19 protein-coding genes and 1 pseudogene are annotated in these 19,055 nt (G+C 38.9%); 2 read left to right on the top strand and 18 right to left on the bottom strand.

The features are described from left to right. From A6E03_RS06630 to A6E03_RS06595, 8 genes and pseudogenes are all read right to left on the bottom strand, one after another. Positions 1-641, bottom strand: a pseudogene (locus A6E03_RS06630) (hypothetical protein); the annotation flags it as partial. Between the two features lie 7 nt (positions 642-648). Next, a complete protein-coding gene (locus tag A6E03_RS06625) occupies positions 649-1,137 on the bottom strand; it encodes a hypothetical protein (protein WP_255310600.1) in 489 nt (162 codons plus the stop codon). Between the two features lie 339 nt (positions 1,138-1,476). Continuing rightward, on the bottom strand, positions 1,477-3,003 hold the full coding sequence (locus A6E03_RS06620; RefSeq protein WP_065600457.1) for a Na+/H+ antiporter NhaC family protein: 1,527 nt from the start codon (positions 3,001-3,003) through the stop codon (positions 1,477-1,479). Between the two features lie 278 nt (positions 3,004-3,281). After that, positions 3,282-4,259 carry a Gfo/Idh/MocA family protein gene (locus A6E03_RS06615; protein WP_065600456.1) on the bottom strand — a complete coding sequence of 326 codons (978 nt, stop codon included), beginning with the start codon at positions 4,257-4,259 and terminating at the stop codon, positions 3,282-3,284. Positions 4,260-4,291: 32 nt separating this feature from the next. Next, positions 4,292-4,636 carry a HopJ type III effector protein gene (locus tag A6E03_RS06610; RefSeq protein ID WP_065600455.1) on the bottom strand — a complete coding sequence of 115 codons (345 nt, stop codon included), beginning with the start codon at positions 4,634-4,636 and terminating at the stop codon, positions 4,292-4,294. Between the two features lie 80 nt (positions 4,637-4,716). Continuing rightward, entirely contained in the window at positions 4,717-4,995 is a 279-nt protein-coding gene (locus A6E03_RS06605; RefSeq protein WP_065593516.1) for a GNAT family N-acetyltransferase, read from the bottom strand. Between the two features lie 38 nt (positions 4,996-5,033). Next, on the bottom strand, positions 5,034-6,212 hold the full coding sequence (locus A6E03_RS06600; protein WP_065600454.1) for an MFS transporter: 1,179 nt from the start codon (positions 6,210-6,212) through the stop codon (positions 5,034-5,036). Positions 6,213-6,317: 105 nt separating this feature from the next. Continuing rightward, positions 6,318-7,196: a LysR family transcriptional regulator gene (locus tag A6E03_RS06595; protein ID WP_065600453.1), complete on the bottom strand. Its 879-nt coding sequence runs from the start codon at positions 7,194-7,196 to the stop codon at positions 6,318-6,320. Positions 7,197-7,339: 143 nt separating this feature from the next. Here A6E03_RS06595 and A6E03_RS06590 point away from each other — a divergent pair, with 143 nt between their 5' ends. Beyond that, positions 7,340-8,971, top strand: coding sequence for an alpha-glucosidase (locus tag A6E03_RS06590; protein WP_065593513.1), 1,632 nt, complete (start codon positions 7,340-7,342; stop codon positions 8,969-8,971). A 129-nt stretch (positions 8,972-9,100) separates the two neighbouring features. Here the strand turns inward: A6E03_RS06590 and A6E03_RS06585 are convergent, their stop codons facing one another. From A6E03_RS06585 to A6E03_RS06555, 7 genes are read right to left on the bottom strand one after another with little or no spacing between them, the layout of a single operon-like run. Continuing rightward, positions 9,101-9,937, bottom strand: a complete 837-nt coding sequence (locus A6E03_RS06585) for a LytTR family DNA-binding domain-containing protein (RefSeq protein ID WP_065600452.1) — start codon at positions 9,935-9,937, stop codon at positions 9,101-9,103. Then, positions 9,934-10,995 (bottom strand): sensor histidine kinase, encoded by a 1,062-nt coding sequence (locus A6E03_RS06580; RefSeq protein WP_065600451.1) that lies wholly within the window; start codon positions 10,993-10,995, stop codon positions 9,934-9,936. Before A6E03_RS06580 ends, A6E03_RS06585 begins: the two co-directional genes overlap by 4 nt. Beyond that, positions 10,995-12,251, bottom strand: coding sequence for a hypothetical protein (locus tag A6E03_RS06575; protein WP_065593510.1), 1,257 nt, complete (start codon positions 12,249-12,251; stop codon positions 10,995-10,997). Before A6E03_RS06575 ends, A6E03_RS06580 begins: the two co-directional genes overlap by 1 nt. Positions 12,252-12,253: 2 nt before the next feature. Then, positions 12,254-13,078: an outer membrane lipoprotein-sorting protein gene (locus A6E03_RS06570; protein WP_065593509.1), complete on the bottom strand. Its 825-nt coding sequence runs from the start codon at positions 13,076-13,078 to the stop codon at positions 12,254-12,256. Continuing rightward, positions 13,071-14,333: an FtsX-like permease family protein gene (locus tag A6E03_RS06565; protein WP_065600450.1), complete on the bottom strand. Its 1,263-nt coding sequence runs from the start codon at positions 14,331-14,333 to the stop codon at positions 13,071-13,073. The genes A6E03_RS06570 and A6E03_RS06565 overlap by 8 nt, the downstream gene beginning before the upstream one ends. Continuing rightward, a complete protein-coding gene (locus A6E03_RS06560; protein WP_065600449.1) occupies positions 14,321-15,004 on the bottom strand; it encodes an ABC transporter ATP-binding protein in 684 nt (227 codons plus the stop codon). Before A6E03_RS06560 ends, A6E03_RS06565 begins: the two co-directional genes overlap by 13 nt. Before the next feature lie 9 nt (positions 15,005-15,013). Continuing rightward, on the bottom strand, positions 15,014-15,661 hold the full coding sequence (locus tag A6E03_RS06555) for a hypothetical protein (protein WP_065593506.1): 648 nt from the start codon (positions 15,659-15,661) through the stop codon (positions 15,014-15,016). Between the two features lie 200 nt (positions 15,662-15,861). Here A6E03_RS06555 and A6E03_RS06550 point away from each other — a divergent pair, with 200 nt between their 5' ends. Further along, a complete protein-coding gene (locus A6E03_RS06550) occupies positions 15,862-16,356 on the top strand; it encodes a GNAT family N-acetyltransferase (protein ID WP_065600448.1) in 495 nt (164 codons plus the stop codon). A 99-nt stretch (positions 16,357-16,455) separates the two neighbouring features. On the opposite strand, the gene A6E03_RS06545 is transcribed toward A6E03_RS06550, so the two are convergent. From A6E03_RS06545 to A6E03_RS06535, 3 genes are all read right to left on the bottom strand, one after another. Then, positions 16,456-16,725 carry a DksA/TraR family C4-type zinc finger protein gene (locus tag A6E03_RS06545; RefSeq protein WP_065600447.1) on the bottom strand — a complete coding sequence of 90 codons (270 nt, stop codon included), beginning with the start codon at positions 16,723-16,725 and terminating at the stop codon, positions 16,456-16,458. A gap of 177 nt (positions 16,726-16,902) precedes the next feature. Continuing rightward, positions 16,903-17,907, bottom strand: a complete 1,005-nt coding sequence (locus tag A6E03_RS06540) for a glycosyl transferase family protein (RefSeq protein WP_065600446.1) — start codon at positions 17,905-17,907, stop codon at positions 16,903-16,905. 122 nt (positions 17,908-18,029) lie between these two features. After that, positions 18,030-19,055, bottom strand: a complete 1,026-nt coding sequence (locus tag A6E03_RS06535) for a DUF2955 domain-containing protein (protein ID WP_065593502.1) — start codon at positions 19,053-19,055, stop codon at positions 18,030-18,032.

Genomic DNA, 19,055 nt, shown 5'->3' with positions numbered 1-19,055 from the left:
CTGTCTTCAAAATACAGATAGCTGCTGTCTTCCGCCCAGAGGAATTGAGAATGTCCAAGGTCAGAACCTAATACAATCGATTCTTGGGTTTTTAAATCAAAAATTACTTTATTTACACTGTCACTCCAAGCTAAATAACGATTGTTCGGTGAACGACGCATCATTCGTATTGGAACTGCTTCATGCTGCTTATTCATCGGAACAACATCTAAAAAGTCAGTAACTAACCGTAAATCCGTACCGTCTGTTTTGATACTCCAAATCTTATCCCTCGCTTCGTAAATCTGTTTTTCTGTCATTACTGAATAAGCATCATGCTTCCCGTTATTCCACCTAAAATCTACTCTCGGTAAATCGTAAGAGTCCGCATTTGACAGGTCTTCTCTTGGCCATGCTTTGGCGCTATTCACCACAAAACAGGGCTTCATTATTCCCGGTATCGTGCCATTGGCTTCTTTCATTAAGATGTAGTTGTCTTTAGTGACATAAATACGGTTATCGTCCCACTCTTGCTCGTTAAGCAATTCAATGTCGGTTTTTGGAGGGGCTACTGCGGTACTAGGCGCAGATGATCCTTCTTGGTTGCATCCGTTTAAAAAAATAAATACGACTAATGCTGTCCATAGGTGTTTTGAATTCATGGTATCCCTACACTAATTCTTTGATTGCGATGTCTTGATAAATAATGATTGGCGGTTGTTCAGGGTGATATTCATTGCCTTTGTTTACGCGCTTTAACGTGACGGTTTCAACCTCACTCGGCCAACCCGTGAATCGAATGGATTGATAACCATCATCAAGTACAGATGGTTGCGCTAAGTAGACTTTTTGTGACCACTCGTGCTCTGTATTACATAATTCAAAGTAGTCATCAGGTTCATCGACAATGGAATGATGCCAATAAGCAAAAATAATTTCATTTTGTGGGGATGATATAAGCAAAGTCGCAATTCCTTGTTCATTTTGCTTTTCAATTGATGATGGTAAAGTTTGATAAGAAAGTGTCGGTTGAAGTGCAATAATGGAAACGCCATCATTAATAAGTTGTTGTGATTCTGTATAGTTATCCATCCCTTCAATTAACTGCGCCATAGACTCAGGGTTGCTGGCTAACTCAGACAATTGATCATCAGTCATCTGTGACAAGCTATGGTATGCATAAAGCGTTTGAGGTTGTCCTGCTATTTTGTAAGGTAACCAAATATGTGGCAGTGCATGCCCAGAAACGGAGCGTATTTCACTTTTGTTTGAACCAAATAAGCTCTCTATCGTATCTAACTCAATCTAATAATAAATATGAATAGGTTCCTCAGTCAAACTCTATTCCCTATCACTCTTAACTTCCTAGGTCGACGTCTCTTGTTTTTGTAAGTCTCCAACCTCTTAATTACATTTAAAATTACTTATTTTATTTAAAACAAAAAACGGCCCAACAAAGGACCGTTCAACTCACTACAATAATATAAAAGGCCTAGTCTAACTGGTCACAACCTTATTTTCATTGGTGATATTAACAGATGTTAATCTAGCGAATATAAACACCAAAGTAACTTGCGCTACCAAAGCGAATACAAAAATTAATGGATTTTCAATAAGACCCGCAATAACAAAACTGACTAAAGCAATTCCACCGTTTAATAAGGCATAAGGCAATTGAGTTTTAAAATGCTCAAACTGATCACACCCAGCCCCTGTCGACGATAAAATGGTCGTCTCAGATATCGGGGAACAATGGTCACCAAATAAACCACCAGATAACACCGCACCAATGCACGCGTATAATGGAGCATCAATAGCAAGTGCTGTTGAAATAACTAAAGGCATCATGATGGCAAACGTTCCCCATGACGATCCTGTAGCAAAAGAAATGATTGCTGCTAATAAAAATGCAACCGCAGGAACTAACCAATGAGGGAAACCATTTTGTGCTTGCTCTGCAATATAAGCTGCCGTCCCTAACTCTTTACCAACTGAGCTTAATGACCAAGCAAGGATCAAGATAATTGCGACTTGCATCATATTACCCATGCCTTTCATATAGACAGAAATGCCTTCCGACCAATTTCTTACTTTATAAACAGCCATAAGACAAATTAACGTCGCCGCCGCAAAGAAATAGGCAGTTGAAAGTGCAGAACGAAATACTGAACCTGATACTTTCTCAAACGGGAAACCTAAAGGCACAAGCATAAAGCCTAATACTAATCCCATAACAAGTAATGGCGCCCATACAAATGATGCTTTTGCATTTTTATGCGTAAATATCTCTTTAGATACTTCTGATGAAATGTGTATATTACCTTTTTCAGCGGCATATTCTGCTTTTGCCATCGGACCAAAATCCAGTTTTTTAAAAGCAACAAGAGGAACTATCGCAATCGCTAAAATGGCATAGAACTGAAATGGAATTGCGCCAATAAATGCATCCCAATCTGATAGTTCAACATTTAGCGCGGTAAACTCTTTTTGAATTAATCCCATGATATAAACACCCCATCCAATAAAAGGGATTAAAATAGCAACAGGAGATGACGTTGAATCAATAATGAAAGCCAATTTTTGACGAGATATTTTTAATTTGTCGAAAAGAGGACGAAAAACGGGACCGACAATTAAAGGAGTGCCTAGATCAGAAAAGAAAATGATTATTCCACCCAGCCATGCTGATGTTTGAGCTTGGAATTTACTCTTAACCCACGTAGTTACCTTATCTGCAAATGCATAGCCTCCTCCTGATTTTTCCATCAATGCAACAAAGCCACCAATAAAAACAAGTAATACGATAACACCAGCATTATAGCTGTCCGTTAACTGTGGCGAAATATAACTTTTTATCATCACACCGAACGTTTCTAAAGGGTCACCATGAATGAACAATCCATTAATCATGGCGACACCACTAAGTACGCCCGCGAATAAACCAACGACCACATTTTTCGTGGTCAGAGAAATAAAAAGTGTAATTACAATGGGGATAAGGGAGGTAATGTCTGTCTGTTCCATAACGATATTCCTTTTGCTACTGCATAAAACAAATTAAATATAAATTCACTATTTATGACTATATATACTTAACTTGGTTATGTAAACACTAAAAAACATCATCTTAAAAATTAATCTTATTTATACAAAACATTAACCTAGCATCTTATCAACACTCATCGTTAACATAAGGATATATCACTAATAAATCATTTGAATAAAGCATTCTGTAGACTATAAAAAAGCCGGATAATGTAATATTATTCGGCTTTTTTATTAAAAATAGTTAAGTAAAAACACTAGCTATCCGCAGGGAAAACAACGCCGGTCTGCTTACGGATCTCTGTCGTTACTTTCGAAATCAATAATGAACGTTCAACCGCATGTTTATCCATTTGGTTGGCTTCAACTTGTTCTGCAAATTTAAGTGCTTCATAGATCATTGGGTTGTCATTCTGCTCCACGGTTAAATTTTCGGTTTTTCCACCACGAGTGATTTTTGTGATTTTCTCACCGATAGAGATCATATCAGCCAAAATGGCTCCATTCTCACCTTGGATCTCACTTGGCACATAAGAATCACTTGTTTTAGAGTGCATGACAACGACATCAAAGCCATCGTAACCACAAATGATACTGCCGTTACCATCAACACCTGAATCCAATAAGTGCGCTTGTGCTTGAATAGATTTAGGTTCACCAAATAACTCAATCATAGAGCCCACACAGTAAAAACCAATATCCATAATAGAACCGTTAGAGAACTCAGGATTAAAGGTGTTAGGGTTTTCACCATTTAGATATTTTGGGTAACGGGAAGAATACTGACAATAGGTAATGTGCGCTTTTCTGATTGATCCTAGGCTTGGTAATTGCGCTTTCATTACTTGAAAATTAGGTAAATACGGAGACATAAACGCCTCAAACAGAACCACATTATTTTCTTCTGCTGTTTTATAGGCAAGTTGTGCTTGGGTGTAATTTGATGCCATTGGCTTTTCACAGATAACGTGTTTGCCCTGTTTCATCATTTGAATTGATTGTGGCGCGTGATAAGAGTTAGGGCTCGCAATATATACCGTATCAATCTCACGGCACTCAGCCAATTGATCTAAGTTATCAAAAGCCAGTTCTACCGTAAACTTCTCTGCAAACGCTTTTGCTTGTTCTAATGAACGAGAATACACCGCTTTTAATTCATATTTTCCTGACGCTATCGCCCCCGCAATAAAACGTTCAGTAATCCAGCTTGTTCCAATAACAGCAAGTTTGATCATTATGGTCTCTCTTTATTGGTTTCTATATAGGGTTATTTAAGTTTTAATGCTTCACTTTTAAATTGAATACCACTCCAACCCGTCACCATAAAGTTACGTATATTTTGGTGATCGTCATTGGTTGGGTTTTGTAACACATCGTCACGATAATATTGACCAAAGCAAGTCAACGTTTGCTCAACCGTCAATTGATTTAATTGAGCGAAAGCAAAGATCTTACACGACCCATTATTCTGCCCTGCTTCACTAACGGTATTTCCATTAGAAAACTCCGTTGGTATAAAATCATAATTCGCGTCAATCACTGACATTGTGTCTGAAAAATCTACCAATTCTGGCTGAGTATTTAACCTTTCAATAAACGCTTGTAGAGACATCTTTTCCATCCTTTTTTCTGTTCAATTAGATAGATAAAAATAAAGCCTAGCTCAATTGAACTAGGCTTTATTTGATTTAATTATTTCGCAACTAAGAATTGCCATTGCTCATTTCGATTCATGTAATGAACAACATAAGAACACACCGGTACTATCTGTAAGTTAGACGCTTTCATTTCAGAGAGAAACGATTCCATCATCACTTTTCCATACCCCTTCCCTTGTAACTCATCAGGAATACGGGTGCTTATGACATCTAGAATATGACCTTTCTTTTCATAATACACTTTAGCGACTTGATCCCCTTCTAAAGTGATTTGATAGCATTTGTTTTCAAGATCATGAGTAATTGTATTCATGCAACTTCCTTTTAATTTATGCAATGGCATTACTTTAATCAGTTCCACTTTAAAATGCGAGTTTCATTTCCTTCAGTTGGTGCTTGAGGTATGTTTAAAGACAATATTAAGGATAATAATGCCATTCCTGCGCCTACATAAAATACCGCAGCAGGAGACACTAACCATACCAAACCAAAACTTACCGGAATAATGACTGCTGCTATATGGTTTATCGTAAATGCCACACCGGCGGTAGAAGCCATATCAGCAGGATCAGCAATTTTTTGGAAATACGTTTTAATAGCAAGCGCTAACGCGAAGAACAAATGGTCAATAATGTATAATGCCGCAGCTACTTCTGCCGTTTGTACTACGGCATAGCCAACAAATACACAAATTAAGCCACCGTATTCAAACATCAACGCTTTACGTTCTCCAACGACACCAATCCAACGACCGATTTTTTTAGCAAATAGCCAGTTAAATGCGTAGTTAGCGAGGAACAATAAGGTGATATCTGCGGCTGAATACCCAAATTTTTCTACCATTAAAAAACCAGCAAAAACAGTGAATATCTGACGACGGGCGCCACTCATAAAAGTTAATGCATAATACAGCCAGTAACGTTTACGCAGTACTAGCTTTTTAGTTTGAGGCGTTTCACTTTTAAATTCAGGAAAAGCGAACCACATAAAGATAATGATACCCAAAGCAACAGAGCCTGCAATCAAGTAAATCCATTTAAACTCTAGCTGTATAACTTCAAGTAATACCCACAACGCCCCATACGTACATAAAGAGGCCAACGCTCCCACTGAAATTAGTTTACCTAACATTTCAGGCGCTTCTTCTTTCGTAAACCATTGCAGAGATAATGACTGTTTTAAGGTTTCAAAATAATGGAACCCCGTCGACATTAATAACGTAGTGCACAACAATCCATAAACACTCGGGAAGAAGCCTGTAATTGCTACACCCGCAGCCAACATCACTAAAGAAAGGATCATGAATTTTTGTTCACGAAGAAAAAGAAGGACGAAAACAGCGGTAAACGCTAAAAACCCAGGGATCTCACGTACACTTTGCAGTAAACCAATATCGGCACCTGTAAAAGCGGCCTTTTCAATCACAAAGTTATTGAGCAAAGCACTCCAAGCCGAAAATGCGATAGGAACGACAATCGAGATTAAAATAAGAAAGGTTTTTGGATTTCTCCAATGAGCAGTGCTCGACATGATAGTGACTCTCATTAATGTTTATATTATTGCTACAGTAGCATATATTTAATTAATTCTAGTTCATCTTAGAATGATCTTTACTTTATTTACCTACTCCTTTGTTTATTGCTTAAATAAATTCACTAAGTACTCCATATTTTCGGACAATACTTCGGTATTTGAATAAATCCCGACGACGCCTTGTCGATGATCTGTAATTGGTAATGTAGCAATGTTCTGATCTTTCATTTTTTCTTTAATTTTATCGGTATAAGGCATAATCGAATCGCTCATTTTAAGCATATCAATACTGGCTTTTAACGAGTCTAATTCATAAACCACTTTGACTTGCTGTGCTTTAATTGCAAAAGTCTCGGCCCCTTTATCATTCAGAACTTTCCCGTCTCTAGTGTGGTCTGGCGTAACTTTTATTTGTGGGTAATCATGCAGGCTTAACGCCTCATCATTTAATAATGGGTGCCCTTCTCGAACATATAAAGATTCACGCTCTGTAAATAAGGGAATAAAACGCACTCGGTTACGAGAATCAATATTTTCTATTTCATGACCAATAAAGAGATCAATATCACCATTAAGCAAATGACTTAGCATTGATAATCCATTACCAAACTCAATGTAGAGTGAATTATTGGGATGAGTCTCTATAAATTTTTTAATAACATCCGCGGCAAAACACTCCCACCACGCTTCACCAATCCCAATTTTAATTTTACCTTGGCTACGGGCTTTCATGTCAGAGAGTTGATGCATCATCTGGCCGTGTTTTTCATAAATATCTTGTACATAACGATAGTAGACCCAGCCAGCACTGGTTAATTCAACTCCTTTAGATTTTCGATGAAACAATAATGTGCCAAGTACATCTTCTAATTTTTTGATTGCCGTTGTGAGTGTTGGTTGACTAATGAACAATTTATCCGCCGCGGCTTTAATACTGCCTTGGCGAGCCACCTCATAAAAGTAACGGTACTGCTTTTCCATCATGATAATCCATAGTAAGTATCGCCTCTACCATACTCGTGATATAAATTTTTTCTATATCAGAGTTCAAATTATCAATTATTCATACCGATTTAATTTCGCTATATTAGTTTTACTTTCTTTAATGAATATTGGATATCAAGATGGAAAAACGTTGGTGGCATAACAGTGTGGTATATCAAATTTACCCACGCAGCTTTTGTGATTCAAATAATGATGGTATTGGTGATCTTCAAGGTATTATCAGCAAGCTCGATTACTTAACGACACTTGGTATCGACGTTATTTGGCTCTCTCCTGTTTATCAGTCTCCGATGGATGACAATGGCTATGATATCTCTGATTATCAAGCCATTGCTGCTGAATTTGGTAGCATGGATGACATGCGTGAATTAATGCAAAAAGCGGAACAACGTGGCATTAAAATCGTGATGGATTTGGTGGTTAACCATACCTCAGATGAACACCCTTGGTTTGTTGAAGCAAAAAACAACAAAAACAGTGAATATCGTGATTTTTATATCTGGCGTGATGCGGGTGAAAACGGTGAAGCACCAAGTGATTTAGGCTCTATTTTTGGTGGTACGGCGTGGGAGTGGGATGAGGAAAATCAGCAATACTATTTCCATCTATTCTCAAAACGTCAGCCAGATTTAAACTGGGAAAACCCTGCGGTTCACCAAAAAGTGTTTGATATGATGAATTGGTGGATCGACCAAGGTATTGGTGGCTTCCGTTTAGATGTGATTGATTTAATTGGTAAAGAAATCGATAAAAAGATCACGGGTAATGGCGATCGTTTACATCCGCTTCTTCAACAGATGAATCAAGCGACGTTTGGTAATAAAGACTTATTAACCGTAGGTGAAACGTGGGATGCCACGCCAGAAACCGCGCAGCTTTATAGTAACCCTGCTCGTAATGAGTTATCAATGGTGTTCCAGTTTGAGCACATTACTTTGTTATGGGAAGACGGCGATAAGTGGAAACCAAAACCGTTAGATCTTAATGCCTTTAAGCAAGTGATGATTAAATGGCAGCTTGAGTTAAGCAATAATGGTTGGAACTCACTGTTTTGGAATAATCACGATTTGCCTCGTGTTGTTTCTAAGTACGGTTGTGATGGTCAATATCGTGTTGAGTCCGCAAAAATGTTAGCAACAACCCTGCATTTATTGAAGGGAACACCGTATATCTTCCAAGGTGAAGAGATTGGTATGACTAACGTGGCATTTGATACGTTAGAAGAGTACAAAGACATTGAAACGCTGAACTTCTATAAAGTAAAAACTGACTCTGGCGTTAGTCATGAGACCATGATGAAAGGCATTCATGCTAACAGTCGTGATAACGCGCGTACACCAATGCATTGGGATGATTCTGCCCACGCTGGTTTTACTCAAGGATCGCCTTGGATCTCATTGAACCCGAATTTCCCTGAGATAAACGTGGCCGTAGCTTTGGAAGATACCGATTCTATTTTTTATCATTACCAAAAGCTGATCGCACTGAGAAAACAGAATCCTGTAATTGTGTATGGTGATTTCATTCCACTGTTTGAAGATCACCCTGCGGTATTTGCTTATGAACGTAAAGATGCCGATCAACATTTAGTCGTGCTAAATAACTTTACTGCTGAGTCTCAGACGTTAACTCTGCCTGAACATTTAACGGATAAAGAAGTTGAATGCTTAATTGCAAATCTGGATCCTGTCACTCATTTAGGATCACACCTAGTACTTACACCGTATCAGAGTATCGTTGTAAGACTGTAGTTAGATGCTTATAGCTTACTACAAAGACTATTGAACCACCCTTGTAGCGCCCTGTTGCTTATCTATTAGATTACCTTCTATTGATAGTTATGCTGTAGAAATGGGGCGTTACACTCACACTCTCGCTTTTTACATGCCTTTAAACAGGCTTTGAGCATTTCGGCTTACTGACAATTTCACCCCACCAATATGAACGTGCAAATGCCCTAACAGATCTTTTTTTACTTTGTCTATTTTAGCTACGTTCACAATACTTGAACGATGAATATGCCAAAAATGATCCGGATTTATTTTCTGCTGTAACTCCTTAAGAGAACAACGGATCAAATACTCGGTTACTTTATTATTTTCTTGTTGGGCATAAACAGAAACATATTTATCTTCTGCTTTAAAATAAAGCACATCATAGATAGAGATTAGGTGTAAATCTTCTCCTTGATAGGCTTTAATCCAAGTTAAATAATCTGGCGTTTTTTGAGCAGACAACTGCTGTATTTGAATTAACAAATCACTAAGTATGGTTTGGTGTGGGCTGTTTTGGACTTCTATCAAAGGATCTGATGAACTTCTTTGTTTAGAGAGCCTTTGTTGAACAATTCTCTGTTGTATCTTTTCACACGTTACCGCTAGCCTTGTTTCTGATATTGGCTTTAATACATAATCTATCGCATTATTTTCAAAGGCTTTTATTGCAAACTCATCATACGCTGTAATGAACGTAATCAAAGGTGGCGTGGCCGATTTTTGCAGTTGAGTCGCTAATGTCATGCCATCTAACTCTGGCATTTTAATATCCAGAAAAACTACGTCTGGTTGATGCAACTCTATTGCTTCGAGCGCTTCTTTACCATTAGCACAGGTAGCGACAATCTCTAAATCTAACCATAAATCCGAGAGCATTTTTTCAAGATGAAAACGTAATAAAGGTTCATCGTCAGCAATAATAGCGGTAGTCGATTGATTCATGAATATTCCTTATTCAGTTGTTCTAAACATTCCATGGGTATTGATAACTCCGTGGTTACGCCACCTTGCTTGTTTTCAGTGATAGTTAACGATGCTTTACCTTCAAACAAATCCTGTAATCTCTGTTTTATATTATTCAGACTCATGCCATTACCCGCAGTAGAACACGTTGAATTTAAACCTAACCCATTATTAGAGATTGTAACCTTAAAGATACCATCAAGTTGCTTAAACTTTACCTTAACTTGTCCACCACTCGCCTTAGGTTCAATACTATGTGTAATGGCATTTTCAACTAGGGGTTGGATTAATAATGGGGGTAATGACAATGAGTCAATCAACGGATTATCGATGTCATAGTTTAATCTTTCACCTAACCGGATTTGCTGAATTGCTAAATAGGCGCTGAGTAATTCGGTCTCTTGTTCTAAGCTGATTAATGGTTTACGGCTTGTTTTTAACGTACCTCGCAGTAAATCGGTTAGTTTTTCTAACATCAGCTTCGCTTTATTATTGTCTAGCTCAATTAACGCACTAATATTGGCAAGTGTATTAAATAAGAAATGCGGTTCTATTTGACTTTGTAATTGGCTCAACTGGCTAAGTACTAGTGCTTTTTCTTGTTCTGATTGCTTACGCTTAGCCACTTCTAATTCTTGTTCTGCTAATAGTTTTTGTTCATTAGTATGAAAATAGTAAAAACAGATTATTGAAAATATAAGTCCTAATAGCACTACGGGTTTAAGCGCTTCTATCGTTGAAAAGTCATCGTATTTTTTAAGCCATATAAAAGCGTGCAGTGTGCCAAAAATAACAGTGAATACCATGGCTATCGCGCTTGAGTACACTTTTCTAATCATCGGGAAAAGTTTATCTAATATGTACGCAGACAAAATTGCACTATAGCCATAACCAAGGCTAATAATGATATGTTCATAAAATGGTGATGGCCAAAGATTACTCGTTACCATCGCAATAATAATGCAAAATACCGTGGTGATAGAAAAGCTTTTTAGTAATCTAAACGTTGGCTCTTTTTGTTTGTTTATTGTAACCATTAAAATCTTCCTTTTAGGTTCAGTAAGATCATATGCTTATCTGGTAGGTTTGCATACGCAGAATCGCTTTTTCCTGTTAAAAAACGCGCGGCAAGTTCCATTTCAATACTGGAATCACCCGAGTCATGCAGTAAATAATTTAACCACTGCGTTGCTATCACGCCATTATCTTCTGGTGAGTAAAGCACATCAAATGTTGGGGTAAATTGACTTAGCCATGATATGTTTTGGCTCCATTGCCATGTTGACCATGCGTTAGGATCTAGGCTCCAATGAAACATCATGTTATGTTGAACCATATTCGCCTGATTAAAGCCTTGTTGATACGATGGCGTTGCCACAATAAACGCATTATTCCAATCGCTTTTGCTCCATGCTCGGCTGTCATACCAATATTCTAAGACAATACTATTGCCTACGGCATTTGCCCACGTAAATCCGACTAAGGCTTGATATGCATTTTCTTCTTTTTTTAAGGTGACAGGATAAAGCGTGATACTAGGCTGCTGATAAGAAAGATACTTTAATTGATACACGGCCGAGCCATGAAACTCCCACGCAGCATCAAGCACCGTCACGACACTTACCCCCACTAATCCTTGCCGAACGTCATCGTAATAAGCGACCCATTGGTATTCGGTATCTCCCATTAACGCATAACGTCTTATTCCTATCCCTTGCTGTTCGCTTTGCTCTTCTAACTCATTCCCTTGTTGTTGTGTCCATGAAGAATCGGTATAGATTAATGACCATTCGCCTTGGTTATCAAAATAAGATACCGAGGCTACCCCCGCCCCTTCTTCTACTTGAATGCCGACTGGGTTACGACGATATGGCGTGAATATATCTAACGGTCGGTAACCATAGCCAACGCCCCAATCGACTCGGACTTTACCTAGTTGTAAATCCAATGATGTATTGGCAATATCAACACTACTTTGCCAAAACAGTTCACTGATAATCAATTCCGCTTCTGCACTTTTATCTTGATACTCAAGGCTTGAGTGGTAATAGAGATCATTACCTTTCAGTGCCACCACCGCATTCCAATCTTGATAGCCAATCTGAACATCTAATAAACCATTGAATGACTCTTGATGCTCGTTATCTGTTATTGGAGAGAAAGCCGTCTCTCTTTGTTGAACCGTTTCGGCACTGAGCATCCAATCCCATTCAAACGTAAAGTCCGACGCTGACAACGTGGCAGAAAAAAAACCAGCGCTAACGAGTAGTACAGATTTAATAACCCTGCTCATTGTTACAAATCCAATTGTTTGGTGCGAGATAGATAAGCGGGGTTGTAATATTTATCCGCAATATCTGTTGGTACAATTTCTTTGTATTCAATGACGGTTTTTTGGTTTGTTTGGATCCGATCATTTAATACCATCGAGATTACTTTAGTTTCTCCTTCTCTAATCCCTTTAATAAACCACGCTTCTTTCGCCATTCTCCCTGAACGTAGATACAAATCAGCTTTGATTGGAAAATGAGTTCCCTGTTCTAACCATAAATCAATAGTGAAATAACTCGCGCCTTTAGTAATGGCATTTAATTTGAGTTTTTCAGTTTGCACCTGCTTACCATTCTCTAATGTCAGTGACTCACTCAATTGCCACTGCCCTTGATAATCATCACTCCATGTTAGCGTTGAAATATCACCGACAGACGCCTCTCCCAATAATTTCTGCATTGGCGTAATACGGATTGGCCGGCGACTTTTAGGCATTAATAACCAATAATTATCACCTAACATCAGCATCTTTTGCCCAGCTTCTACTTGAGAATTAAACAGCACTAATGATTCTCTATTTTCTCGCATATAGACCGTGTATTGACGTGTTTTATCTAACTCATTATTTTTATACAGTAATACTTCTGATACCACTTTTGCGGCCGCATTATCTAATCGATAATCATCCGCCGCCTTAATCATTTGTTTAATTTGGCTATCCCGAATTTCTTTTTCTGGTTGAGTCAACTCTTGTTGATTAATCGTTGGTTGGTCAAGCTCTGTCGCCACCACTGGAGATTGAAAACCTATTAATAAAAATAATGTAGGTAATAATTTGAGTTTAGACATAGATAAGCGCCTCCGTGATTGGTTTTTTGACTCCTTTGCGAGCGGATAAATACGCAGCAAGCAGGCAAATACACATCACACCAAAACCTGCGTAAGCGACTAACTCAAAAGAGAAATAAATATTTAATGGATAACCGTCGGTTCTGCCCGGAGGTGGTGGCATTTGTACATCAATAACCATCAGAAACGCGGTGGTAATCGCAGTGGTTAACGCCCCCAAAAACACACCAATGACAGCAAGTAAACCCGCTTCTCTTAAGAATGAATGGATAATTTCATTTGGGTAACTTCCCAGTGCGGATAAGGTACCAATTTCACGAGTTCGCTCAGTCACGGACATTGTCATGGTATTAAACAGCGCAACAAAGACGACTAATCCCATCACAAATCCCATCACACCAAAAATCAGATCATAAAGGCTTTTTACTTTATTGTAGAAGAAGGCTCTGTCTTGCCATGGGGTAATTTCAATATCTTGTTGTGTAATTTTTACTTCTTCATTTAATCGTTGGTGCATAAGCTCTGTTTGCTCGGTATCGAACAGAAAGACGGATAATGTACTCACTTTATCTGAAATCAACAGCTCTTGGGCTGAGTCAATGTGAATATACAGCTGACGTTTATCTAATTCTGGAACCCCTGTGGAATAAATTCCATGTACTTTAAAATCAAACGCATTCAACGCACCCTCACTGGTCGTTGCCAGTAAAGTAACCCAATCACCAATACCCACATTTAGATTTTTAGCTAAATCCACTCCGAGCATAATCTCAGGTTCCATCACGTCATATCGACTCGATGTAATATCCATTAAGGTTTTTCCTGATCTCATGTCTAGAAATGGACCTTTCATATCAAACTCACGATCGTTGACACCCGTTCCCATAAATATGGTCGACTTTATCCCGTTAGAGATTAACCCTGTAAAATAAATACGCGGTTGCACTCCTCTTACTTCATCGTGTTTCATGATTTTATTAATTAAACTTGAAGTATCTGAAAGTCCATTACTAAGCGGCATCTCTTCATCACTTTCAAAATAACCCGGCTGACTTAGAGTAAGGTGTCCAGTGTCTCTTGCTGTCGATTCTTTCAATGAATCATAAGTATATAAACCAAAACCGCCCGCACTGGTTAGCGCAAAAACGGCAATAGTAATAATAAGAATTGAAAGCGCACTACGGCGTCCATTACGCAATAAGTTCAACCAAGCAAGACGCAATGAATCAGGAACTAAGGCCATTAACTTGTCCATGAGATAGTCTCCTTACTGATCGTGCCATCAAGTAAATTTATACTGGCATCACAATGCTGCGCCATTCGGTAATCATGCGTCGCAATAATAAAGGTGGTTTCCATTTCTTTGCCTAACGCTTTCATAATATCAATCACTTTTTCTGCCGTGTGGCTATCTAGGCTCGCCGTTGGTTCGTCGGCAATGACTAAACTTGGTTTATGAACCAACGCACGAGCAATGGCGACACGTTGCTGCTGTCCACCAGAAAGATTGTCTGGTCGGTGATGAATAAAATTGCCAAGGCCTACTCTTTCTAACATTTCAGTGGCTAAGCGTTTTTGATCTTCTCGATTGTAGCCATTTAAATGCAGCGGATAGGCAACGTTCTCTAAAGCGGTCATCACTGGCACTAGATTAAAGCGTTGAAATACGAAACCTAATTTGTGACGACGTAACGTGGCAGCTTTAATGGGATCTTTAGGATAAGCTTGTCCATCCATTCTGATCTTGCCTTTATAATCCATATCTAACAGGCCAAGTATATTGAGTAAGGTGCTTTTTCCTGAACCTGATGGGCCGCATAGAGCCACCATGCTGCCTTTAATAATAAAGCCCTCGACCTTTTTCAACGCTTTAACGTCTTGAGAGCCCAATTGATATGTTTTTTCTATGCCACTAAAACTGATCATTATCGCCTCCTAGTTTTTAGAACGAATAAGTGCCTGCGCTTTTATTGATTCAGGATGATTGTTATCTCGCTCACTCATGACTGCTACCCATTGATTGGCTTGATTTATATCATCAGCACGAAGCGCTGCCTGTACTGCATAACCGTATACCCAAGCGGTGGCTTGATAAGGTTGCTGTTGAAAAGTAGGCTCAGATAAAAGAGCCAAATAAAGATCATAACCGCGCTCAAAATGATTAAACATATCAGGCAATTGTGAATACGTTGCTGCCGCTAAAGCACGGGTGAGATAAGAATTAGGAAGACCAGACACAACGGGTTGATCTTCAATTGGGGTAGTTTCCGTAGCAAGTAAATTTAGCCCTTTGCCAATGTTAGCTAACCCTTGTTCAACGTATTTCATTGCTGTCCAAGGCATCATGGCGTCTCGGCCTTTTAGGGTTTCTGAGCTGCCAAGATAAACGAGAGTTAAGGGGGTTGCCCCCTCACTTTGAATTAATTGTTCAAAACGTTCATAAGCCGATTCAACAAGATCTTCATCGCCTGCTGCCGCTTGGTTATATACTGCAATGTCTTTATCAGTTAATGCCGCTTGCGTGGAGAAAGTCATCACACTCATAAATATGCTGACTACTAGTGTCGTTAATTTATGTTTCATTAGGTTGTCCTTAGTTAGTATGAGATCCCTTTTTGATGTTTACAGATTAGCTAAGGTAAAAACAAAAAACTGGAGGATGCGACGAATGGTAAATAACAGGAATAAACGGTAATTATTAGATTCAAATGGGATCAGTGCTTGTCATCGAAGGCGATTCTGGTTAAGTTAAGTGTATGTTTATTAGGCAAAGGATGCAGGTAATGGAAATAGTGATTCGCCCAACAGAGTTAAAAGACATTGATGGTTTATGTGAGTTATATAGTCAACCACTCGCTCAGGCGCAAACTCTTCAACTGCCACTCCCATCGCCTACTCTCTGGGAAAAACGCATTTCAAGCAAACCTGATAACGTCTATAGCTATGTTGCCCTTATTGATAACAAGGTTGTCGGTAATATTGGTTTTGAACAAGTAACACAACCTAGGACTCGTCATGTTGCTCATTTTGGAATGGGCGTTCACGATGATTATCATGGCCGTGGTATTGGTAGTAAGCTAATCGAAACCGTTATAGAACTTGCTGACAACTGGCTTAATGTTCGCCGCATTGAGATTGATGCTTTTGTTGATAACGATGCCGCGCTTTCACTGTATAAAAAATTCGGGTTTGTCATTGAAGGTGAAGCAATTGATTCTGCGTTTAGACAGGGTGAGTACGTAAATACCTATTTCTTGGCACGTATCAATCGTAAATAGCCTCTCTTTTTTTATTCAAAACCATTTCTCAGTAATAGTATGGCGAAGTATGATACTTCGCCATTGTTATACCAATGCAGATTTTAACCGTAACCATTGCTATCGTAATTGACTGTCTTTACTTGCTCTGCGGTTGTAAGCGCTGAATGCTTTTTCACGTGTATCTTCTTTAGATTGACATCCCACACACAATTCAACGCCGGGGATGATTTTACGTCGGCCTTCAGGGATCAACTCACCACATTCAAGACAATAATCTGTGTCGTTATGTTCATGGGTAAGGTGTGCTCTCGCACGATTAATTGCATCAGTCACAGTGGCATCAATTTGTTCTTGTACGCCACCATCTCTTGTAAATCCATTAGCCATAATGGTCTCCAAATGTATGATTGACTAGGAGAACATTATCAATTATTAACTGTGTTTTGATAATAGAGCTATATGTGAATTACTATTACACTGATGTAATAAACTAAATGGCTATGGTCACAAAAAAGCCGCAACGATAAAGTTACGGCTTAACAGATTCATTTGCTTAATAAAGAGTTAATCGAGTGTGTTTACATACTCTTCCCAATATTGAGTAGCCAGCTTAATCGCCTCCTCTCTTGGGTAATTCTCTTCACGTTTATGTGCCCATAAAACATTAGCGACATTAAAAATAACGGTGTTCGCCATTAGTTGTAGCTGCTCGGGCTTAGTACCTAACAAACAAATTTGAGGGATTGGTAACTCTTCAATTAATGCTTCTTCCCAATACAGCTCTTCACATACCCCTTTTGATGCACACCACAGAGACTGGCTAACTTTAGGGTTAAATTCAGATTCTCCGCCCATGCCTTTAAAGCACAGTGCCAATTCTGAGCAATCTTCGGTCGCTTGTTGTAGACGAGATTCAGCTTCACCATGCAGTTGTGGTAATCCTGGGTGAAAGCTTCCACGTAATGAAATTGGAGCTGATGCTGGGTTTAACATACGCGCACAGGTATTCGCAGGGGTACGTAGACCATACTCATGTTGCCATAACAGCATGGTTTCTACTTGAGGAGCATAAACCGATAAAGGTAAATAAGCGATATTACCTTCATCTAATGCTTTTTGTGTCTCTGCAATACTTGAACAGCGAGGGATATTTAGTTTATCAATCACTTGAGAGACGTGTTCACGCGTGCTGCCCAGTTGTAAGTGGCCATGAAGCAATATTCTAAATCCTTTGTTCGCTAGAATTTGCGCTGCGTATAACTGCCATGATGGGCCTTGAACCTGACGCTTACCGGCAAAACACGCCCAATCAATATCAACGTTGAGATCTTTTAACTCTGGCGTTTGTTCGTTACGAATAAATTCACGGATAGCAGTGGTAAAGCCGCTGATCTCCTCAACCGTTTCATTTTGAACTCGGATAAGCATCATCAACATTGCCATCTTGTCACTAGAGACTTCACCAGCAAGATATTCTTTCATTACTTGATAGGCTTGATCAAAACTTAATGGCTTACGGCTGCGCTCACCACGGCCGACGGTTTTAATACATTCAATAATTGAGCTCATGACTGTCCTTGTTATTTTCTTATAATTTTCAACTACACAGACGTTATCACATAAACAAAAAAAGCCAAGAGGTTCGTAACAATGTACTAACCTCTTGGCTTATTATCTACTAATTCAAATTGTTAGTGAGCCTTTTCTTCTCGCTCAACCCCTCGGAAAAACACAGGGAACAGTTTAATTAATCGATAACATACCCAAATTAATATACTGGTTATTATCACTGCCACCATAATGGATGAGACTCGATACAAAATAGCAAAAAATGCATCTTTTTGACCGGGGATCACGCCTGTAATTGGAATGGTTAATGCCGCCATTGCTGAGAACCCAACGCCCTTCATTATTGGGTTTTCACTGGCTAACCATTTACAAAAATAGCCTGATGCAATTGCAAAACTTAGAATGTATAAAATTGGATTGTCATACAGATCATAAAGTATCAATTGCATCGCCATCGCAGCCAAACAGCCTAAGATAGTCCCTACGATACGAATTCGAGCCATCATCAACGAACCAACGAGTGTCATTGGAGAGAGCATGATAAGCATTGAGGCTTGGGCTGATAATGAATCATTTAATGTGCCGATTTCAAATATCAAGAATACGATCATGGCAACCATCCAGCCCAATGCCGTTTGTTCTAGCATCTCTCGTGGATCTTTGCTCTGGCCTTCTACTTTTAAAATCGGTGCATTACTGTCAATAGGATCAGGAAACAGATAGAAAGCTAAAGCACAAATAGGGATCACCATAATGGCAGCAACCCATGCCCCGACAATGAAGTTTTCTAAATCAAATGTCACATACGATCCAAAATTCAATAAAATTGAACCGACTAATAAGCCAGTATAACCGAATAAGTAACTCGCTTTATAGTGCATTGCGTGGCATTTAAATAGCAGCATAATGCCGACAGCTACGGTCATTAATAGTGGATATGGCTGTAAAAAACCGACAATTAATACCACTTGAATACTCACCCAAACGACACTGACAACCAACTGGATGAACATTCCCCAGTTCCAACGATTCAGATTAGATAAAATAAACAGTGGTAACAGAGTTCCGAACATGCCGTTTGACCAACCAAATACAGTACATATTGCAAAGCCTAGAACACAACCAAACCATATCCGTAATGCTTTCAT

Origin of the sequence: Aliivibrio sp. 1S128, assembly GCF_001691065.1 — a bacterium.
Lineage (GTDB): Bacteria > Pseudomonadota > Gammaproteobacteria > Enterobacterales > Vibrionaceae > Aliivibrio.
Note: the sequence above shows the minus strand (reverse complement) of the source record. Positions and strands in the feature narration are given on the sequence as shown.